This window comes from Hyphomonas sp. CACIAM 19H1, from assembly GCF_003325995.1.
GTDB lineage: Bacteria > Pseudomonadota > Alphaproteobacteria > Caulobacterales > Hyphomonadaceae > Hyphomonas > Hyphomonas polymorpha.
The window spans coordinates 566,848-585,705 of sequence record NZ_CP016437.1 but is presented as its reverse complement, the minus strand read 5'-3'; the positions used below and the strand labels follow the sequence as shown (position 1 = coordinate 585,705).

The 18,858-nt window shown below is 64.2% G+C and carries 18 protein-coding genes; 8 read left to right on the top strand and 10 right to left on the bottom strand.

Going from position 1 to position 18,858, the window contains the following annotated elements; genetic code table 11:
* Positions 1-68: 68 nt before the first annotated feature.
* On the bottom strand, positions 69-548 hold the full coding sequence (locus BBF93_RS02860) for a MerR family DNA-binding transcriptional regulator (protein WP_035593225.1): 480 nt from the start codon (positions 546-548) through the stop codon (positions 69-71).
* 273 nt (positions 549-821) lie between these two features.
* On the opposite strand from BBF93_RS02860, the gene BBF93_RS02855 reads away from it, so the two are divergent.
* On the top strand, positions 822-4,514 hold the full coding sequence (locus BBF93_RS02855; RefSeq protein WP_114104890.1) for a peptidoglycan-binding protein: 3,693 nt from the start codon (positions 822-824) through the stop codon (positions 4,512-4,514).
* An 11-nt stretch (positions 4,515-4,525) separates the two neighbouring features.
* Here the strand turns inward: BBF93_RS02855 and BBF93_RS02850 are convergent, their stop codons facing one another.
* On the bottom strand, positions 4,526-6,697 hold the full coding sequence (locus BBF93_RS02850) for a beta-propeller domain-containing protein (protein WP_114104889.1): 2,172 nt from the start codon (positions 6,695-6,697) through the stop codon (positions 4,526-4,528).
* Positions 6,698-6,828: 131 nt separating this feature from the next.
* Between BBF93_RS02850 and nudC the strand changes: the two genes are divergently transcribed.
* Entirely contained in the window at positions 6,829-7,746 is a 918-nt protein-coding gene (nudC, locus tag BBF93_RS02845; RefSeq protein WP_114104888.1) for an NAD(+) diphosphatase, read from the top strand.
* Positions 7,747-7,850: 104 nt separating this feature from the next.
* A complete protein-coding gene (locus BBF93_RS02840) occupies positions 7,851-8,075 on the top strand; it encodes a hypothetical protein (RefSeq protein WP_114104887.1) in 225 nt (74 codons plus the stop codon).
* A 231-nt stretch (positions 8,076-8,306) separates the two neighbouring features.
* Here BBF93_RS02840 and BBF93_RS02835 read toward each other — a convergent pair whose 3' ends face one another.
* Both BBF93_RS02835 and BBF93_RS02830 read right to left on the bottom strand, forming a co-directional pair.
* Positions 8,307-8,771 (bottom strand): YHS domain-containing (seleno)protein, encoded by a 465-nt coding sequence (locus tag BBF93_RS02835; protein WP_114104886.1) that lies wholly within the window; start codon positions 8,769-8,771, stop codon positions 8,307-8,309.
* Positions 8,768-9,301 carry a hypothetical protein gene (locus BBF93_RS02830; RefSeq protein ID WP_233349246.1) on the bottom strand — a complete coding sequence of 178 codons (534 nt, stop codon included), beginning with the start codon at positions 9,299-9,301 and terminating at the stop codon, positions 8,768-8,770. Before BBF93_RS02830 ends, BBF93_RS02835 begins: the two co-directional genes overlap by 4 nt.
* Before the next feature lie 142 nt (positions 9,302-9,443).
* Between BBF93_RS02830 and BBF93_RS02825 the strand changes: the two genes are divergently transcribed.
* On the top strand, positions 9,444-10,346 hold the full coding sequence (locus BBF93_RS02825; protein ID WP_233349245.1) for a LysR family transcriptional regulator: 903 nt from the start codon (positions 9,444-9,446) through the stop codon (positions 10,344-10,346).
* Here the strand turns inward: BBF93_RS02825 and BBF93_RS02820 are convergent.
* Positions 10,330-11,166: a prephenate dehydratase gene (locus BBF93_RS02820; protein WP_114106976.1), complete on the bottom strand. Its 837-nt coding sequence runs from the start codon at positions 11,164-11,166 to the stop codon at positions 10,330-10,332. The two genes, BBF93_RS02825 and BBF93_RS02820, sit on opposite strands and share 17 nt — an antisense overlap.
* Before the next feature lie 162 nt (positions 11,167-11,328).
* Here BBF93_RS02820 and BBF93_RS02815 point away from each other — a divergent pair, with 162 nt between their 5' ends.
* Positions 11,329-12,102 carry a cytochrome c family protein gene (locus tag BBF93_RS02815; RefSeq protein ID WP_114104885.1) on the top strand — a complete coding sequence of 258 codons (774 nt, stop codon included), beginning with the start codon at positions 11,329-11,331 and terminating at the stop codon, positions 12,100-12,102.
* A 79-nt stretch (positions 12,103-12,181) separates the two neighbouring features.
* On the opposite strand, the gene BBF93_RS02810 is transcribed toward BBF93_RS02815, so the two are convergent.
* Together BBF93_RS02810 and BBF93_RS02805 are read right to left on the bottom strand one after the other, a co-directional pair.
* Positions 12,182-13,021 carry an NlpC/P60 family protein gene (locus BBF93_RS02810; protein ID WP_114104884.1) on the bottom strand — a complete coding sequence of 280 codons (840 nt, stop codon included), beginning with the start codon at positions 13,019-13,021 and terminating at the stop codon, positions 12,182-12,184.
* A 32-nt stretch (positions 13,022-13,053) separates the two neighbouring features.
* Positions 13,054-13,446: a MarR family transcriptional regulator gene (locus BBF93_RS02805; RefSeq protein WP_233349244.1), complete on the bottom strand. Its 393-nt coding sequence runs from the start codon at positions 13,444-13,446 to the stop codon at positions 13,054-13,056.
* A 120-nt stretch (positions 13,447-13,566) separates the two neighbouring features.
* Between BBF93_RS02805 and BBF93_RS02800 the strand changes: the two genes are divergently transcribed.
* From BBF93_RS02800 to BBF93_RS02790, 3 genes are all read left to right on the top strand, one after another.
* A complete protein-coding gene (locus BBF93_RS02800) occupies positions 13,567-14,052 on the top strand; it encodes a transcriptional repressor (protein ID WP_035593197.1) in 486 nt (161 codons plus the stop codon).
* The gene (locus BBF93_RS02795) at positions 14,049-14,972 is read left to right on the top strand and encodes a thioesterase family protein (protein ID WP_114104883.1); all 924 of its coding nucleotides are present in this window, start codon (positions 14,049-14,051) and stop codon (positions 14,970-14,972) included. Before BBF93_RS02800 ends, BBF93_RS02795 begins: the two co-directional genes overlap by 4 nt.
* Positions 14,973-15,051: 79 nt before the next feature.
* Positions 15,052-15,339, top strand: a complete 288-nt coding sequence (locus BBF93_RS02790) for a DUF1330 domain-containing protein (RefSeq protein ID WP_035593193.1) — start codon at positions 15,052-15,054, stop codon at positions 15,337-15,339.
* Here the strand turns inward: BBF93_RS02790 and BBF93_RS02785 are convergent.
* From BBF93_RS02785 to BBF93_RS02775, 3 genes are read right to left on the bottom strand one after another with little or no spacing between them, the layout of a single operon-like run.
* Complete coding sequence (locus BBF93_RS02785; protein ID WP_114104882.1) at positions 15,336-16,793, bottom strand: pyridoxal-dependent decarboxylase; 1,458 nt, start codon at positions 16,791-16,793, stop codon at positions 15,336-15,338. The genes BBF93_RS02790 and BBF93_RS02785 overlap by 4 nt on opposite strands.
* Positions 16,794-16,822: 29 nt before the next feature.
* On the bottom strand, positions 16,823-17,440 hold the full coding sequence (locus tag BBF93_RS02780; protein ID WP_035593177.1) for a helix-turn-helix transcriptional regulator: 618 nt from the start codon (positions 17,438-17,440) through the stop codon (positions 16,823-16,825).
* Positions 17,441-17,500: 60 nt separating this feature from the next.
* Complete coding sequence (locus tag BBF93_RS02775) at positions 17,501-18,763, bottom strand: SulP family inorganic anion transporter (protein ID WP_114104881.1); 1,263 nt, start codon at positions 18,761-18,763, stop codon at positions 17,501-17,503.
* Positions 18,764-18,858: the final 95 nt, after the last annotated feature.

Genomic DNA, 18,858 nt, shown 5'->3' with positions numbered 1-18,858 from the left:
TGCCAAAGCGCGTTGGAAAAGTCATTCCAACGCGCTTCATTATCTTCAAAAATGTCAGTAACGGTCAATCAGACTTCGTCGAGCTGCTTGCGGGCAACCTGTTCATAAGCGGCTGCCTGGCGCTTGGTCTCTTCCGACGGGCCGGGATTTTCGACGATGCCCTGCAGCCAGTCGATGCCCTTATAAAGTTCAGTCAGGGCGGTATCGATATCCTGGCGCTGGACTTCCAGTTCGCGGGCCTGCTTGCGGAATTTCTCCAGCATCATGCGCGTCTGGGCACGTTTGCCGTCATTCAGCGCATAGAGGTCGAGAATTTCACGAATGTCGGCCAGCGGCAGGCCAAGACGCTTCAGGCGGACGATGATGGTGAGGCGCGCGCGGTCGCGGTTGGAATAAAGGCGCATCATGCCGTCGCGGGCCGGATGCAGCATGTCCTTGTCTTCATAGAAGCGCAGGGCGCGGGGCGTGACGCCAAACTCGCGGGCGAGTTCGGAGATGGTGTAAGTACGTGATTCTGCAGCAGAAATGGATGAAGTTGGCTTGTGCATGGCTGTCTCCCTTGAAGTGCAATTTTTATTGTTCTTATTATTAGTCAGCGCAGACTATCCAGCTTTCCGCGTACGTCAACGTCAATTTTCCGCTTACGCGAACGGAAAGTGTTGGCACGCCCTCTGACAGCTTCCTGCAGCCAGGCTAGTCCCCGGAATTAACAGAATTAACGCGCCCTTAAGGGAATAAGCCGCATTTCTCCCGAAGTATGAACAAATCGGCCGTTCGCCTTAACCCGGCGCAGCGGTGCGGGTGCGCAAGGAGTGGGCGCGATGAGCCAGACGGGGCCCTGGAGCGTAAAAGGGATAGATCAGCGGGCCCGGGAAGCCGCGCGCGAAGCCGCGATGGCTGAGGGAATCACGCTGGGTGAGTATCTCAACCGCCTGCTGATGTCGGCTGACGAACCTCATTATGAGGAGATGCGCTCTCCTTATGAGGGGCCGTCCTATGGCAATCCGTCCTACCGCAATCCGCCCCGCCCCCCGCGCAGCGACTATCGCGGCGAGCCCCGTCCCCAGCAGGACGCCGCCACCGCGCTTGAGCGCCTTTCCCGCCGCATCGAGGCCACCGAGGCCCGCTCCACCCTCGCCATTACCGGCATCGACCATACCGTGCTGGGTCTCGTCGCCCGCATCCAGAATGCCGAGCAGACCAGCGCCGCCGTGGCCGGCCATGTCGAAGGCCTGATCGATGAGATGCGCGAAACGCATGAGGCGCTGCAGGCCAAAGTCCGCCGGATGGAGCAGGACGAGACCGGCAAGCAGAACATTGAAGCCCTGAAAGCGCTCGAAGCCGCCCTCGGGAAGCTCGCCAATCATGTTTACGAAGAAGCCGAGCTGACCCAGAACGAAGCGCTCGCCATCAAGGGCCGCGTCGAGTCCGGTTTTGCCGATGTCACCGAGCGCGTCGAGACCATCGACACCCGCGTTCAGCGCACACTATCGGAAACTGCCGCCCGCATCGACCGCGCCGTAGAACAGGCCGAGCAGCGCGCCGAAGGCGTCACCCGCCACCTCTCCGAACGGATGGGGCAGCTGGAAACGGAAGTGCGCGAACAGGCATCAAAACTCGAAAGCCGGTTTGATGATCTGGAACTGCAAACCGCCGCCAGCGCCGCCGACACTCAGAAGGCAGAGGAACGCCTGAACGCGGTTGAGGATGACGTGTCCGGCGCACTGTCCTCGATGGAGGCAACGCTCCTGCGCGTTCAGGAACGCCTGAACCGCGCCGAGACCACAACCGACGCAGCCCTGAAGGGCCTTGAATCCACCTTCGCTTCGCTCGACGAACGCATCGATGCCGTCGCCAAGACCGTTGACCCGGAACTGGCCGATCGTCTGCGTAAGGAATTTGACGCACGCTTTGAAGACATCACCCAGCTTGTGCGCTCCACCGTCGACAATGCGCGGATGGAACTGGCCGGTGAGATCACCCGCGCCGCCGAACACGACGCAGAAACCGAAACGCAGCTGCGCACCGAAATCGGTGAACTGAAGGCGCGCCTGGCGGAAGTGGAAGCGCGGGATCCCGAAGAACTGACCTCCGGCGTGCGCGAAGAAATCGAGCGCCTCGGCACAACCGTCACGGAACGGATCGATGCGCTGGCAGAGCATGTCGAGACCCGCCTGGAAGAAAGCGAGATCCGCGGCGCCGAAGCCATCGAACAGGTTGGCGAGCAGGTCACGGTTGCGGCGGTCCGCCTCCAGAAGCGTCAGGACGAAGCCCTCACCGCGCTTGCCCAGGAAATCGAAGCCAGCCGCAAATCGGCCGATGCGCGCCTCTCCGACGCGCTGGCGAGCGTGTCCGAGCGCCTCGAAGAGATTCACAATCAGTCCACCGACTCCCTCTCCCCGATGCAGCGCGCCATCGCCACGCTGGCCTCGCGCCTCGAGAGCCTGGAAGCCTTCACCGTGCCGCCCGGCGCCGAGCTGCCGCCCCCTGCCCTGACCCCCGAAGCGCCCACGAGCTTCACCGAAGAAGTCGCCGCCGATCCCTATGCAGAGACGGAAACCTCTGCCGAAGATAGCGATGAGGACGCGCATGGCGAGTTTGAAGCCGGCCTTCCCGAAATCGCCTTTGAAGACCTGGTGCCGGATGCTCCGCAGGCCGAAGAAGCAGACTTCAGCTCCGGCTTTGAAGACTGGGACGCGCCCGCCGAGACAGACGCAGAAGCCCAGCCGGAAGAAGAAAGCCCCTTCGGCTCAGATTTCGAAGCCATTCGCGCCGCCGTTGAGCGCCTGAGCAATGTCAGCGCGCAAGCCGCCGCGCCCGCGCTGGAAGAGACCGAAGACAGCGCGCCCGAGCTCGCCGCGCCTGCGATCAGCGAAGATGTGTTTGACGACGCATTCGAGCACGACTTTGAAGATGATCTGGACGACAGCCAGTTCATGGCCGGTATTCCCGATACGGCCGCGCCGGATATCGGGGCAGAAGACTATGATCCGTTGGCAGAACTCGCCGGGCTGGAAGAAGCCCGCAGCGAGGCGCGCGAGTCGGATATCTTCGATGACGAGATCGAAGGGGCACCCTTCATCGCCGAAACACTGCCGAATGCTGATCGCGATGATGCCTCCGGCCTGATCGACACGCTGGACAATGCCGCCGCCGATCGTGACGCGGAAACAACCGACTACATCGCCCGCGCGCGCCGCGCCGCGCTGGCCGCGGCCGACACGCAGGGCAAGCCCCGCCGCACGCCGGTCTCCCCGGCCAAGCAGACAAAGCCCTCCAGCAATCGCGCGCCGCTGCTGATTGCCGCCTCCGCTGCCGTGCTGACCGGCGCGGCCGCCGGCGGTTATCTCTACCTGCGCGGCAAGCAGCCGCATGATCCCTCCCTCTCCGGGCCGGTCGACACCTATGTCGATCCGATCTTCGCCTCTGCGCCGCCGATCGAGGCCGACCTCCAGCAACTGGCGAGTCTCGACGCGGCCGCGGGCTCTCTCCCGCTGCAGGGCGTCCCTGCCGAAGAAGACGAACTCTTCGACAGCGCCGAAGGCGCCATCGAGGAAGACATCTTCGGCTTGCCCGGCGCCGTGGCTGCCGAGACAGCCCCCGCGCCTGCGCCGGCCGCTGCGCCCAAGGCACCCCCGCCGGCAGACGTGCCGACCATCGCCTCCCTCAGCCCGCAGCCCACCGCCAGCTATCCGGCCATCCCGGCCGTGGTGACGGTCGAGTCTGAAGCCAATGCCGGCAATGCGATTGCCCAATACCAGCTGGCGCAAAGCTATCTGACGCAGAATGATCTGGACGCGGCCATTCCCCTGCTGCGCCGCGCCGCCCTCAAGGGCGCAGCGCCTGCGCAGTATGACCTCGGCAAACTCTATGAGCAGGGCCTGGGCGTTGATCAGGACATGATCGAGGCGCGCAGCCTGATCGCCAAGGCGGCTGTGGCAGGCCATGTCGGCGCGATGTACGATCTCGCCCTCTTCATGGCCGAAGGCGAAGGCGGCGAACTGGATGAAGCCGGCGCCGTGGAATGGTTCAGCAAGGCCGCCGATCACGGCTTCCTGGACGCTCAATACAATCTCGGCGTGATGTATGCCGAAGGAATCGGCGCTGGGCAGGATCTGGCCGAAGCGCTCTACTGGTTCGAACTGGCCTCCCGCAAGGGCGACAGCGCCGCTGCTCTGGAAGTCCGCAACCTGACCGGCCGTCTGCCGCCGGAAACCGTGCGCGAAGTTATGGAAGCCGCCGATGTGTGGAGCGAGCTGCCAAGCATCGCGCTCGCCAATGGCCGCTTCGGCGCCCAGCGCTGGAACACGGGCAACCCGCTGCAGGTTCAGGCCGTGCAGACGGCGCTCTCCCGGCTTGGCTATCTCTCCAGCCAGCCTGACGGCGTGATCGGTCCGCAAACGGCAAATGCCATCCGCGAGTATCAGCGCGGCGAAGGTCTCGCCGTAACCGGCACCGTGACGCCCGAGCTGATCGAGCGCCTCAACACCGGCGCGTCGCGCGGCCGGGGCTGAGGCGCCCTTTCCTAGTCTGCCAAGGGCGCGGTGAGGTCGATCCGGCCGGTCTCGGTCACCTTGCCGTCTTCAACGCGGCCTTCCACCAGTTCGGAATTGATCAGCGCCAGCACGCGCCCGCCGGTGAAGATCGGGCGGGCATTCCCATACCAGTCGATACAGGACACTTCGCAGGTGTAACCGGTCTCCGAAGGCAGCTGCGGATCGCGGCGCGTGGCGTCCAGCATACCGGCCTCCGCCAGGCCACCATCAGGCGCCGCCGCAATATAGCTCATGTCGGAGCTGGCCGACCACCACCACCAGCGATCCGCCTCCTCTGACCGCGGAACAGTCGGCAGGCCGATCAGGCCCGCCCCATCGGCACCAATGCGGCTGTTGAAGGCGTGGCTGCGGCTCTCGCTCTCATAGCGCCCCTTCAGCGTGATCGTTCCGGAGATGCGCGGCTCCGCTCTGAGGTCGATCAGCGACAGGCTGAGGCCTTTGTTGTCATGGTATCCGGTCAGCGCCATGTATGGCCCCGCCCGCTCGGCGCGGATCACGTCATGCGTCAGCTCCACCGTCACCGGCTGGTCCGGCGCATCGACCGGCACAATGATCGCGCGGCCCGCATCCCGTGTCTCGCCATCCCCTGGCGGCCAGCTGCCCCAGCCTTCGCGCGCACCATAGACCAGATGCTTTTCCGTGAAGCGGGCTTCATAGTCAGAGGCGCCCGGCGTCGGCAGGTCAAAGTAACGTCCGCCAGCGGTATCGTGGAACACGTCATCGAGCTCACTCAGCGGCACGTCGAAGAAAGTGAGATCGGCTTCATCCTTGCTGTCCCAGCTATCACAATCGCGGTGGCGCCAGTCGAGCACGGCACGGAAGGTGCCCGCGTCCATATCCATCGAGAACTGGTTCTGCGGCGCGCCGCGCACGCCGAGCACCGCCGGCTTCGCCCCATCAGTAGGCAGACGCACCAGCGCTGAAGGCGCAAGATCGGCAAGCTGCGGGCGCGGGCCTTCCGAACATTCCGGATAGCGCGCACGCTCACCGAGATCCCGCTCCCGCTCATCATCGGTAGGGCTCATCCAGAGCCAGAAGGCATCCTTGGTCACCAGGAACTCATGCGTCTCGGTTCCGACAATCGCGGTCGCCTTGCAGGCAGGCACGGTGCCATCGCTGACCCCGGCAATATCGCACACCGTCACTGTATGGATCACCGGCTTCAGCGTCTGCTGAACCGGCATCCAGATGTCGGTGGCGCTGAACAGCGGGCGGCCATCTTCAAGCTCCGTACGCTCACGGAACCCGTCTCCCTCCTCCTGGCGCCATTCGCGGATCACCGGGATCTCCAACTCATCCCACCATCCCCGGCCCACCAGATAGATCGGCGTATGGATGACCAGCTTTCCGTCGATCATCCGCGTCGCATAGTTGGAGCCGGAATAATAATCATTGGAAGAAATGTAGAAGGTCGCCTGCCGCGTCACCTTCCCATCCTCTCCAAGGTTCAGCACCGTGTATTCGGTGGCTTCCTCGCGATAGGAATATCCGGTCACCAAGATCGTGCGCCCGGCGACGAGCACTTCATCATACCAGGTGTCTTCATGGCTGGAGCGATAGACATTCGCGCGGTCTGCCAGCTTCAGGCCCGGCTCTCCGCCGGGCATCAGGTCCGTCACGAAGAGGCGCCCATCCTGAAGGATCACCAGATGCTGGCCGATCTGCTTGATGATGCCGCCTTCATCCACGCCGGCTTTCTGGTTGTTGGTGATCTCGGGATTGTCTGCCGACCCCGGAACGGCGCTGCCGGTCACGGTGACTTCCTGCGAAGGCGCAGCCTCCGCTGCCGGCGCAGGCGTGCCAACCGCCATCGCCATATCCGCCGTAGGCGCCGGCGCGGAAAGCACCGGATAGGGCCGGCCGATGCCGCGCGCGTCAGCGGCCTCGCGCGTTGCCCGGATCCAGTCCTTGAATTCCTCTTCGCTGCGGAACTTCGAAAGCGATGTTGCGCGCAGCCCGGCAAGCGCCGGGTCTTCAAACGCGGCGAGCGTTTCGTCCTGCTCCGGCACTTTGAAATCCGCATAGCGGTTCTGGTCGGCTGCAGGCGGCTCGGGCGGATCCACGAAGGTCTGCCGGGGTGAAAAATAAGCGCAGCCGCTGACGGCAAGTGCGACCAGCGGCAATCCGAGATAGCGTTTCATGATGTGCGTCCCCTCAAACGTATGCGCACACTACCGCATGCGACTGCGGCGGAGTAGTGGCAGACCCGTGGCAAGGCTGGCGCGGCGTCCGGTGTTCCCTTCTCCGAAAAACCGATCTAGTCCTCTGGCCCATGACGAACTCGAACGACATGCCCCTCGCCGCCAAGCCCATCAACCGCGCCGCCCATCGCCGCAATGATGAGGCCTGGCTTGAAACCGCCATCCAGCAGGACAACGCCCTGATCCTCATGCTGCGCGCAGGCGAACCTTTTGTCGCCAGTGATGGCGGGCTCTACTGGTTCGGCCCCGAAGCGCTGCGCGTCTCGCCCGGCAGCCCGCGCCTCTTCCTCGGCGAAGACAAATCCGGCGCGCCGGTCTTCGCGCTCGACCTTCCGGCAAAGTTCGATGTGGCCAGTTCCCTGATCGCCGGCGCAGGAGAGTTCCTCGATTTCCGCCAGGCGTCTGCGCGCATGCCGGACATGGATGCCAACTGCGCGTCCACCGCGCGCAGTCTTTTCCTGTGGCACCAGAGCCACAGGTACTGCGCAAAATGCGGCGGGCAGAATGGCATCGTCGAAGCGGGATGGAAGGCACAGTGCGCCGCGTGCGGCGCCGAACATTTTCCGCGTACCGATCCTGTCGCCATCATGCTTGCCGTAAGAGGCGAGCGTGCGCTGATCGGTCGTCAGAAGTTCTGGCCTGCCGGCTTCATGTCCTGCCTCGCCGGCTTCTGTGAACCAGGCGAAACGATCGAGCAGGCTGCCTCGCGCGAGATGATGGAAGAAGCCGGAATCCAGTGTGATCCCGCCAGAGCAGAGTATGTTGCCTGCCAGCCCTGGCCCTTTCCTTCCTCGCTGATGATGGGCTTTATTCTGCCTGCTGACTCAGAGGAAATCATCATCGACTCAAAGGAGCTGGAGAGCGCGCGATGGGTCACGCGCGAAGAGATGCGAGACATCCTCAACGGCACGCATGGCGAACTCTTCTGCCCGCCGCCGACCGCCATTGCCCATCACATCATGAAGGTCTGGGCCTTCCGGAACGATTGATCGTGTACGGACTGCTACACGGATTCTCCTCATTTGTGAAAATCAGGAGTTGATTTCTCCCGAATCACGATATTATTGGCTGGCCAGATGATAGGAGATCAGACATGGCAGTTGCAAAGAAACCCGCCGCTAAAGCTGCCACCAAAGCAGCCCCGGCAAAAAAACCGGCAGCCAAAGCTCCGGCCGCTAAAGCAGCCCCGGCTAAAAAGCCTGCTGCAAAAGCTGCCCCGGCGAAAAAGCCGGCCGTGAAAGCCAAAGCAGCTCCTGCTGCTAAAGCTGCTCCGGCAAAAAAACCGGCCGCTAAAAAACCGGCCGCGAAAAAGAAGTAAGTCTACGGACAATCTTCACATGAAACGGGCGAGCTGGTCTCGCCCGTTTTTTTATATTCAAATCAAGGCATTATGAGACTGCCCACCCCGCGCCACCGATCATTGATCTGCCGCTGATGTTTTACATACCGCGCGCATCTCTTTTCGCCGCAGCGCTTTCTCCAGCCCCCCGAGAGATCCCGCTTCCATCTGCCCGCCGGCGCCTGCGCAACCGGTCCCTGCGTGCCCGGATCACCTCTTCCGGTTGAGGTCTGGCCAGGTCTTGTCGGCCTGCGCGATGAAGCCCGGGATGTCGCCTTCCCACTTCTCCTGAACCGCTCCGTTATAGTTCAGGTAAAGCTTGCCATCGACGATCTTCCAGAAGCGCGCATCGCCCTTGGCGTGGTAGCCTTGGCTGACAGCCCAGGCGCAATACCCTCCATATTGAGGGGCGTACTTTTCCGGATCCCCGAGAAAGGCATCGCGATTGGCCGCGCTGACAAATCGGAAAGTCGCGCCCTTGTATTCGGCGGTGAAATCCTTTGACCCCTTGTTGGGTTTTCCGTCCTTGAAATAGGCAACCGGATCATACCCCTGCACTGCAACATCAGAGAAGAGGTCGGTATAGACCGGCGGCTCTGCGGCAGCAGGCGCAGGCAGGATCAGCATGGGCGAAGCCGCCATCAGCAGGGCAACAACAAGCGTGCGGGGTTTCATCCGTGAGGAACCTTTTCTTCTGAAGCCAGTTCTTCTGAAGGCAGCGAAGCTGGCGCCGGAACCAGCGCGCGGGCAAGCGCGCGTCCGGCATCGAACAATGTCTCGCGCCCTGCGATGAGCATCCCCAGCGAGGAGAGCCACACCACAACTGCCATTGCAAACAGGCCACCGCCATCATTGTTGGGATCAACGCCCAGCGGCGTGAAGAGATGAAAGCTCACCGCGCCGCTCATGATGGCGGCGGCGATCAGCGCGCCGATGACCCGCAGGCGCTTCAGGCGCGGCGCAAGGCTGGCAAGCAGCAGCGCGGACGCCACAAGCTCTGCGCTGCCGATAACATACTGGCTGAAGAGACCCGTCTGCGCGAAGAGGCCCGCCGCGCCCAGGCTCGCCGCCCAGGCGTCTAGCTTGCCAAAGATGGTCTGCGTCTCCGGCGCGTTGGTAAACTTGAAGCGCAGGCTGTCGAGAAACACGCCCGCGGCGGTCAGGCTGTAGGCCGGCCCGGCAAGATTTTTAAGATGAATGGCCAAGGGCCCCTCCCCATATGTCTGGTGGCCTCATTTGCGCCCGCTTGGGTTTTTGCGGCAAAGCAAGTAGTCGTGAACAATCTACACAGCCGCGTGATGACGGCCCGTCAGTTTCCGGAGGACCGGTTTGGACAGAATTGAAGCCATGCAACTGTTCGTGCGGGTTGCCGATGCCGGCAGCTTTTCGCGCGCGGCTGCCGATCTCGAACTGGGCCAGCCGACTGTCTCGCGGCGGATCCAGGATCTGGAAGCCAGCCTTGGCACAACCCTCTTCCAGCGGACGACCCGCGCCCTCAGTCTGACCGAGGCAGGCGAACGCTTCTATCGCCGCGCGGTCGATATCCTCACCGAGTTTGATGAAGCCGAAGCCGAAGCGCGCGGGCTGGAACATTCACCGGTCGGGCTGCTTCGCGTGTCCTGCTCGCACTCCTTTGCCCGGCGGGTCGTCGCGCCTGCCGTGCCGGTCTTCCTCGCCGCCTATCCCAGCATCCGGTTCGACCTTGTCTCTGACGATTCGCTCACGGACCTTGTTGCCGAAGGGGTCGACATTGCCTTCCGCCTGGGAGAGCTGCGCGACTCGCGGCTGATGGCAAAGAAACTCGGAGAGGCGCCGCAGGTACTCTGGGCGTCACCCGATTACATTGCCCGCCACGGCGCGCCGCAGACGGTGGAAGAGGTCGTCAATCATAATGCCGTCGTCTTCCGCCACACGCGCCAGACGGTCTGGGATCTGCGGCGCGGCGAGGAACATTTCGAAGCGCGCGTCGATGGCCCTTTCCGCGCATCCTCAGGCGAGACACTGCTGGAAGCCGCCGCGGGCGGGCTTGGCATTCTGCTGGCGCCTGCCTGGCTCGCGTCTGAATGTTTCGGGGATCAGCGTCTGGTCCGTGTGCTGCCGGAATGGCAGGGCCCTTCCCTGCCGATCCATGCAGTGTGGACTTCCGGAAAGCTGCGCGGCAAGGCGCGGCTGTTCGTGGAACATATTGAACCGGCCATCGCGCATGCCTGCTCGATGGCACGGCTGGAGGCGGCTACAGCCGCGCGTTGACCGCCTTCGGGAAGACGCCGAGGATCTTCAGCGACTGAGAGAAGAAGCCAAGTTCTTCCAGAGCGAGCTGCACCGGGCGCTGGTCGGGATGGCCTTCAATCTCAGCATAGAATTGCGAAGCCTCGAACGAGCCGCCGACGAGATAGCTTTCCAGCTTCGTCATGTTGACGCCGTTGGTGGCAAACCCGCCAAGCCCTTTATAGAGCGCGGCTGGAATGTTGCGCACCTCGAAGATGAAGGCGGTCTTGGCCGGGCCATCATCGGCATCGATTTCGGCAGGCTCGCGGGACATGATGACGAAGCGCGTCGTGTTGTGGGCCGCGTCCTCGATGTTCTCCGCCAGGATTTCCAGGCCGTAGACTTCGGCAGCCAGGCGGGGGGCAATCGCGGCGATGCCGGGATCGCCGAGTTCGGAAACCTCCCGTGCCGCCCCGGCGGTGTCGGCAGCGGTCACCGGGTCAATGGCATGCTTGCGCAGGAAGTTGCGGCACTGCCCCAGCCCCATGATATGCGAACGGGCCTTCCGGACATCACCCAGTTTCGTCCCAGGCAGAGCCATCAGCTGAAACCGGATGGGCAGGTAATATTCCCCGGTGATGTGCAGCTGGGTGGTGGGCAGCAGATAGTGAATATCGCCCACCCGGCCGGCAATGGTGTTTTCCACCGGGATCATGGCAAGGTCCGCATCGCCGCGTTCCACCGCGATGAAACAGTCCTCGAACGTCCGGCAGGCCATCGGCTCGAAGCCCGGGAACGCTTCGCTGCAAGCGATATGCGAGTTCGCGCCGGGTTCGCCCTGATAGGCAATTTTGCTGGTCATGCCGGAAATCCCTGTCTGAATGACCCCCGGCATGCGTCTGATCGCCGCGACGGCGGGGGGAAGCGCCCCGAACAGGCACCCGTTATATTGTGCGCTCCCGGTTAGCGTGCCAAAAGGCGCGCGCCAAGACAGAATAACGCTACAGATTCGAAGGAATGCCTCATGGGAGAGCTCGGTCTAAACAAGATCTTCGGAGCGCTGCTCGCAAGCGCGCTCGGCATCATGTTCCTCATGCAGCTCCCGAACGTGGTGTTCGCCAGCGGCGCTGGCCATCACGGCGATGAGCACGGTGAGGCAGCCTCGCTTTCGGAGCAGATGTGCCAGAAGTTCCATTATTGCGTGGAAGTGGCCGAAGCCGCCGGTGCTGGCGCAGCTGCTGCAGAAGAAGTGTTCGACCTGGGCGCGGCCCTGGCCAGCGCGGACCTGACGCGCGGCGAGCGCCTGTTTGCCAGCCAGTGTTCGACCTGCCACACCATCAACCAAGGCGGCGCGAACGGCACTGGCCCCAATCTTTACAACACTGTAGGCGCCGACAAGGCCCACATCCCCGGCTTCGCCTATTCGGGCGCCATGAACAATGCCGAGGGCACCTGGACCTATGAGAACCTCGACGAGTGGATCAAGAACCCGGCCGCCTATCTGCGCGGTACGTCGATGTCCTTTGCCGGTATCCGCCGTGACAATGACCGCGCTGCCGTGATTGCCTATCTGGCCGCCAATACCGCAAACCCGCCTGCCTTCCCGGAGCCGCTGCCGGTGGCTGATGAAGACATCAATGCTGTTCCGAGCGATGGCGAACTGATCGACGGGGAAGCTGTTCCTGTTGAAGGCGCTGTTGTTCCGGCCGAAGGCGAAGCGGCACCGGCTGAAGAGGGCGCCGCCCCTGCCGAAGCCCCGGTGGAACCGGCTCCGGTGGAAGAAGCCCCGGCCGAGTAATCTGGCCAGCCCATACCCCATCAAACGTCAAGCCCCGGCCTCGGCCGGGGTTTTTCTTTTGGGAACAAGGGGATACACTTCAGTCTGCGAGCCAGGCCGGGCGTTTGCCGCGTTCGGCAGCCCGATCGATCCGGCGCACGCCGGTGACCGGGCCTGCGATCTTGCCAATTCGTTCAACGGCCTCGGCCAGGGGTTCTTCGGCAACGGCCATGTGATGGGCGTTGGCGTGCAGCAGCGTGTCAGGCGCGGTCAGAATACCGGCATGGCCCTCCCAAAACACGACATCGCCGCGACAGAGCCGGACATTTCCGGACACTTCGGTGCCAACCCAGGCCCCCTGCATGTCAGAATCGCGCGGCAAGAGGACACCGCACGCCTCAAACGCCTGCTGGAGGAGCCCCGAACAATCGAGCCCCAGACTTTCCCGCCCGCCCCAGAGATAGGGCGCGCCGAGAAAGCGGAGGGCGACGGCGGCGGGGTCATCCTCAAAGCTGCCGGGACTGGCAAGATGCCGCTCATGGACCCAGCCGGCCCGGGCGCACTCCACCCAGGGGCCTTCCCGGCGGCCGGTGGCGGCGACCCGGGCGCCGAGGCTGAGCATGAAATGGGGGGCAGATTTGAGATCGGCCTGCGAGAAGGCATAAGTGCGCAGGGCAGAGACCTTATGGGTGACCGGGCGGATAGGCGCCGAAAGGGCCTCCATCAGCGCCCAGCCGACATACCTGTCCCGCTGGCACTGGACGAGGCCGAACTCGCCCTCTTTCCGGAACACCTCAACGGCTTCCCCATGCAGGGCGAAGGTGGAGACGAGGCCATCCGGGGCGGGCGTTTCGCGGAGGGCGACGGCGCCGGCGGTGACCTGGAAGAGCGCCGCTTCCCCCTGGGGGCGGGCGAGGCGCTTGTCACTGAAAACCGGCATGGCGGGCGGCCTCCCTGAGGGGCAGCCCGGCCTCAGGCCACCGCAGAATTGCGGCGGGAGGGCTTGCCCGAGCCTGTTTCTTCGCCGGAAGCGGCCGCCAGCACAAGCCGGGCGAAGGCGCGCAGATAGCCCATGCCCTCAGGCGTACGCTCGACGAAGATCGAGCGCAGGTCTGTGTCGTCCGGCAGGCGGCGGATGAAATCGAGGCGCTCCAGCGCATCGAGCGCGCGGGTGACCGCCGGCTTGGCAATGCCGAGATGTTCGGCAAGGCCGCGGACGGTGTGCGGGCCGGGGGTGAGCGCGATGGTCATCAGGACCGCCTGCTGGCGCGCGGTGAGATCGGGCGCATCCGACCGGACGGAGGCCGTGACCGCTTTGCGCCAGAGTTCCAGACCATCCCGCTCCGACAATTGCATCCCGGCCATGCCTCCACGCTACGATTATTCCGCTACGAGACAGAATCTCAGGTGATTTGCCGGTAGCGTCCAGTGCCTCTTGCGGTGTTCCCCCTTCACATTCGGCACAAAACACCAGACATTAGAGCCATGGCCCAGTCACACACTCATGATCATGCTTCCGCCAACACGCCCTGCGCCCCGCAGGATGTGGACGCCTTCCTGGCCGAGGCCGAAGCACTGGTGGTCCGCAAGGGCCAGCGGATGACACGCATCCGCCGCAAGGTGCTGCGCCTGCTGCTGGAGAATGAGGGGCCGGCAAAGGCCTATGACCTCCTGGCCAATCTGGACGGGGAAGGCGCGGCCAAGCCGCCGACCATCTACCGGGCGCTGGACTTCCTTCAGGAGACGGGCCTCGTCCACAAGATCGAAAGCCTCAACGCCTATGTGGCGTGCGGCCATACGAGCCATAATCATTCGGCGGTGTTCCTGATCTGCGATATCTGCCAGAACGCCGAGGAACTTCACGCTGTGGCCACCAGCCAGGCGCTCAAAAAAGAAACCGAAGCCGCCGGCTTCCAGATGACCCGCGCCGTGATCGAAGTGCGCGGGCGGTGCAGGAGATGTCACGCATGATCCCACTCTGGCAGGGTAGCTGTAACCAGTGGGATTGCGATGAGATGGGGCACATGAATGTGCGCATCTATGTCGAAAAACAGCTGGAGGGCCTTGTGGCCCTGGCCCATGAGCTGGGCCTGCCGGAGGCTTTCCGGCAGAATGCGCCCTCGACCATCATTCCCGTGGACCAGCATATCCGCTTTGTGCGCGAGGTGCTTCCGGGCAAGCCGATTTCGATGCAGGGCTGCATCCTCGAAATCGGGGAAAGCGACGCGGTGGTGTATCAGGAACTGCGCCACTCGGACGGCGCGCTGGCGGCCTCTTTCCGCACGCGGATCCGCCATATCGATACGACCGAAGGCGAAGCCTTTCCCTGGACGCGCAAGACCCGCGCCCGGATGGAAGCCCTGAAGGGCGAGACGCCGGAAGAGGCCCTGCCCCGCAGCTTTGATCCCGATGCGCCGGGAATGCCGGTTTCGGAGATCACGCTGGATTATGCCAAATCCGTTGGCGCGCCGCGCATCGGCATGGGCGCCGTGCCGCCCGGCCATTGCGGCGTACACGGATGGATGGAACCTTCCTGGTTTATCGGGCGCCTGTCTGACATGGTGCCGAACCTGCTTTACGACTGGCGGATGCGCGTGGGCACGAGCAATGGCGGCAAGCGCATGGGCGCGGCCGTTCTGGAATACCGCCTGCGCTACCACCGCTATCCGCGCGCGGGCGACCTGTTTGTGGCGCACTCTTCCTTTGGCGGCGTGGTGGGCAAGACCCATTCCCTTGTTCACTGGGTGATGGACCCGGCCACCGGCGCTCCCTGGGCGACGAGCCAGGTGGTGGCCATCACGCTGGACCTCGACGCGCGCAAGGCCGTGGCCGCCCCGCCCGAGATGCTGGGCGAACTGGAGAAGATCGCGCCGAAGGGCCTGACGATCTGACCGCCCCAACGGCAGGGATTTACAAGCCCCGCCCTCTCCGCCGATGGTGCCGCCTGCACCAAAACGGGAGAGAAACGACATGGCCGCTTATGTAATCCTGATCCGCGAGAAACTGCGCGATGGCGAGGCGATGGCGCGCTATGGCAAGGCCGCCGCCGACGCGCGGGGCGATCACCAGATCACGCCGCTGGCCTTTTATGGCAAGCATGAAGTGACTGAAGGGGCCGATGCCGATGGCGTGGTGATCCTCTCCTTCCCGACCATGGCCGAAGCCAAGGCCTGGTATGAGAGCCCCGCCTATACGCAGGCGCGCGGCCACCGCTATCAGGCGGCGGACTATCGCGTGATCTTCGTCGAAGGCGTTTAAGGGCGCAGGCCCTCCCCGATCCTCACAATCTCCGTAAGCAGATGATCGAGATCGCTTTCCTGCGTGCGGTGATTGGTGAGGTTGATGCGGATGGCGAGGCGGCCCTTGAGCCGCGTAGTGGAAGGGGCTGCCACGCCGCTTTCCTGAAGGCGCAGCACGATTTCCTCGTTCAGCGCGTCCAGCGCGGCTTCCTCCAGCCCTTCCGGGCGCAGGCGGAAGCAGCAGATATTGAGCCGCGCCGGGGCGAGCAGTTCGAAGCGCGGATCAGCCGCTACCTTGCCTGAAAGATAAGCTGCCTGCGCGCAATTCGTCGCAATGGCGGCGCCAAGGCGCTCCGTGCCAAAGCCGGCAATCTGGGACCAGACCTTCAGGGCACGGAAGCCGCGCGACAGCTCCGGCCCATATTCCACCGGCCAGGGATTGCCCGCCGCAATGCCGCGCTCTGTGCCTTTCAGATAGTCTGGCCGATCCGAGAAGGCGTGGCGGTGATGGGCTTCCTCACGCACCAGAACGCAGCCGGCATCATAGTTTACATGCAGCCATTTATGGAAATCGAAGGCGATGGAATCGGCCTGGCTGATGGCGGCAAAGCGGCTGGCATGTTCGGGCGAGAGGCGGGCGAGCGCGCCGAAAGCGCCGTCAATATGGAACCAGAGACCTTCGGCCTTTGCGATGCCGGAAAGCTCCGCCAGCGGATCGGTTGAGCCGGTGTTGACGGTGCCGGCTGTGCCGATGATGAGGAAGGGCGTGAGGCCCGCGTCCCGGTCTGCCTGAATGGCGGCGCGCAGGGCGCCCGTATCCATCTCATAGGCATCGTTGACGGGAATACGGCGCAGCGCCTCTGTGCCCAGGCCCAGAATATCGAAGGCGCGCGGATTGCAGGCATGGGCCTCAGCCGAAGCATAGCCCACCAGCCTGTCGCCGCAGATACCTTCCTTCCGGCTGCGGAAGTCCAGCGCTGCGTCGCGCGCGGTCTTTACCGCGATGACCGTGGCGAGCGATGTGCCCGAAACGATGAGGCCGCTGGCGGTTTCGGGAAAGCCGAACATCTCGCGGCACCAGGCGATGACCTGCCGCTCGACATAAATGGCGCCATGATCGCGCCCGCCGGCATTGGCGTTGAGGGCGCTGGCCACGATTTCGGCCAGCAGGTTCTGCGGCGTGCCCGAGCCATGCACCCAGCCGAAGAAGCGGGGATGGGTGTTGCCCACGCCATAGGGGAGTAGCGCGGCGAGCTGGCTGGCAAGCTCGGCCTCGCCCTGCCCTTCCTGCGGGAGCGGGCGCGCGAAGGCGGCCTTCATCTCCGGCGGAAACGGCGTCCAGACGCGGCCTTCGCGATTGGCGGTCATCTTGTCGATGGCGGCGTCGAGCAGCTCGTGCGCGGTCTGGCGGAAGGCGGCCCAGTCGGCAGGGTCGAGCCCCTGGCCGGGGGCGGGTGATTTGGGGTCAGTCATGGGAGGACAGGCCTTTGGAAACTGGGCGCTTACTGACTCGCCCAGAGGATGCGCGCAATCCAGGCAATCTCGGAGGGCCTGAATTCCCTCGGGTCATAGGCCGGGTTGAGGGAGGCGAGTTCGATGGTGCGGGCGTTGCGCTTGGCCAGCACCTTGGCCATCACTTCCCCGGAGGTGGTCTTGGCGACGACCCGGTCTCCGATCTTCACCTCAGCGCCGGGGGCGACGATGATCCGGTCGCCGGCACGGTAGGCGGGCTCCATCGAATCGCCACTGATTTCAAGGGCGTAGACCGTCTCTGCGCCGAGGCCGGGGAAGCGGACTTCCTCCCAGCCGGCGCCGACGGGGAAGCCGGCATCGTCAAAGAAGCCATCCTGCCCGGCCTGGGCAAAGCCGATGAGGGGGGCCGAGCCCCCCCGGCGGCCTTCGACCAGGGCAGCGAAATCGTCAAAGCCGGCGCCGACCGCTTCGAGGGCGCGGGCGAGGCTTTCGGTGCTGGGCCAGCGGGGGCGGCCATCGGCGCCTTCGCGCTTGGACGGGTTGAAGCTGGTGGGGTCGAGCCCCGCCCGCCTGGCCAGGGCCGAGGGGGTGAGGCCGTGATGGGCGGCGAGCTGGTCAAGCCCCCGCCAGATGTCCTTGTGCTGCATCAGGATGCGCCATTTTGAAACGGTGGAATATATTCCTATTGCAGGAATTTTTCCCTATCGTCAACGGGTTGGGGGCGTCCAGTCGGACGGCGGCACATGGCGGCGGCGCAGGCGGATGGCGAGGCCGAGGGCGACGCCCACGCCAATGGCGATGGTGAGGTCAGCGGCGACCGTGAGCACCAGTGTCAGCAGCAGGAGCAGCCGGTCTTCCAGGGGGAGTTTTGCATAATCGCGCCATTTGTCCGGCTCGGACATGTTCCAGGCGGTGAGCAGCAAAAGCCCGGCCAGGGCGGGTAAAACGAGCTGCCCGGCAAGGTCAGAGAGGGACAGCATGATGATCAGCAGGGTCAAGGCATGGACAATTCCGGCCACCGGCGTCTTGCCGCCGGCCTTCACATTCGTGGCGGTGCGCGCAATCGCGCCGGTCGCGGGCAGACCGCCGAAAAGCCCCGATCCGAGATTGGCCGCGCCCTGGGCGATGAGTTCCGCATTGGGGCGATGGCGCCCGCCGATCATCCGGTCTGCCACCATGGCGGAAAGGAGCGATTCGACCCCGGCCAGGAAGGCGATGATGAAGGCCGACGGCAGCAGCTCGCGCAGGCGGGCGAGCGTGATCTCCGGCAGGCCGGGCATCGGCAGGCTGGAAGGGAGATCGCCGAAGCGGCTGGCGATGGTATCGACGGGGAGATGGGCGAAGGCGGCGACCGCCGAGGTGAGCCCGACGGCGGCGATGAGGCCTGGCCAGCGGGGCGCGAGGCGCCGGAAGAGGACGATCAGCAGGATGGTGGAAAGGCCGATGCCGAGGGCGGCGGGATTGAAGCTTTCCCTGCCCTCCCAGAGGGCGGGCAGCTTGTGCAGGAAATCCGCGGGCAGATTATCAATCTGCAGCCCGAAGAGATCTTTGAGCTGGCTGGTGGCGATGATCAGGGCGATGCCGATGGTGAAGCCGTTGACCACCGCTTCGGGGATGAACTGGATGAGGTTGCCGAGCCGCAGGGCGCCGGCCAGCAGCAGGATGAGCCCGGCCATCAGCGTGGCCAGCACCAGCCCGTCAAAGCCGTGATGGGCGATGACGCCATAGACAACCACGATGAACGCCCCGGTTGGCCCGCCGATCTGCACCCGGCTGCCGCCGAGGGCAGAGATGAGGAAGCCACCGATGATCGCCGTGACGAGGCCGACGCCGGGTTCCGCGCCCGAGGCGATGGCGATGGCGAGGCTGAGCGGGAGGGCGACCATGGCGACCGTGACACCGGCGAAGGCATCTGCCGCGAAGAGTTTAGGCGTGTAGGTCTTGAAGGTGGTAAGGAGTTTCGGGGTCACATCGCTGGCGGGCGCGAGGATTTGCGGGCGTCCGTACTTCAGGAAGATCTAAAGTAAGCCAGGGGCGCGCGCAACTGTGACGGTTATTCGCACCG

What these genes read in the sequence shown, in the direction of transcription:
- BBF93_RS02850 (WP_114104889.1), bottom strand. Translation starts at nt 6,697, where the DNA reads ATGAAACGCTATCTCGGATTGCCGCTGGTCGCACTTGCCGTCAGCGGC.
- nudC (WP_114104888.1), top strand. Translation starts at nt 6,829, where the DNA reads ATGACGAACTCGAACGACATGCCCCTCGCCGCCAAGCCCATCAACCGC.
- BBF93_RS02805 (WP_233349244.1), bottom strand. Translation starts at nt 13,446, where the DNA reads ATGGCCGGGATGCAATTGTCGGAGCGGGATGGTCTGGAACTCTGGCGC.
- BBF93_RS02820 (WP_114106976.1), bottom strand. Translation starts at nt 11,166, where the DNA reads ATGACCAGCAAAATTGCCTATCAGGGCGAACCCGGCGCGAACTCGCAT.
- BBF93_RS02780 (WP_035593177.1), bottom strand. Translation starts at nt 17,440, where the DNA reads ATGCAGCACAAGGACATCTGGCGGGGGCTTGACCAGCTCGCCGCCCAT.
- BBF93_RS02815 (WP_114104885.1), top strand. Translation starts at nt 11,329, where the DNA reads ATGGGAGAGCTCGGTCTAAACAAGATCTTCGGAGCGCTGCTCGCAAGC.
- BBF93_RS02810 (WP_114104884.1), bottom strand. Translation starts at nt 13,021, where the DNA reads ATGCCGGTTTTCAGTGACAAGCGCCTCGCCCGCCCCCAGGGGGAAGCG.
- BBF93_RS02860 (WP_035593225.1), bottom strand. Translation starts at nt 548, where the DNA reads ATGCACAAGCCAACTTCATCCATTTCTGCTGCAGAATCACGTACTTAC.
- BBF93_RS02840 (WP_114104887.1), top strand. Translation starts at nt 7,851, where the DNA reads ATGGCAGTTGCAAAGAAACCCGCCGCTAAAGCTGCCACCAAAGCAGCC.
- BBF93_RS02835 (WP_114104886.1), bottom strand. Translation starts at nt 8,771, where the DNA reads ATGAAACCCCGCACGCTTGTTGTTGCCCTGCTGATGGCGGCTTCGCCC.
- BBF93_RS02795 (WP_114104883.1), top strand. Translation starts at nt 14,049, where the DNA reads ATGATCCCACTCTGGCAGGGTAGCTGTAACCAGTGGGATTGCGATGAG.
- BBF93_RS02785 (WP_114104882.1), bottom strand. Translation starts at nt 16,793, where the DNA reads ATGACTGACCCCAAATCACCCGCCCCCGGCCAGGGGCTCGACCCTGCC.
- BBF93_RS02790 (WP_035593193.1), top strand. Translation starts at nt 15,052, where the DNA reads ATGGCCGCTTATGTAATCCTGATCCGCGAGAAACTGCGCGATGGCGAG.
- BBF93_RS02800 (WP_035593197.1), top strand. Translation starts at nt 13,567, where the DNA reads ATGGCCCAGTCACACACTCATGATCATGCTTCCGCCAACACGCCCTGC.
- BBF93_RS02825 (WP_233349245.1), top strand. Translation starts at nt 9,444, where the DNA reads ATGCAACTGTTCGTGCGGGTTGCCGATGCCGGCAGCTTTTCGCGCGCG.
- BBF93_RS02855 (WP_114104890.1), top strand. Translation starts at nt 822, where the DNA reads ATGAGCCAGACGGGGCCCTGGAGCGTAAAAGGGATAGATCAGCGGGCC.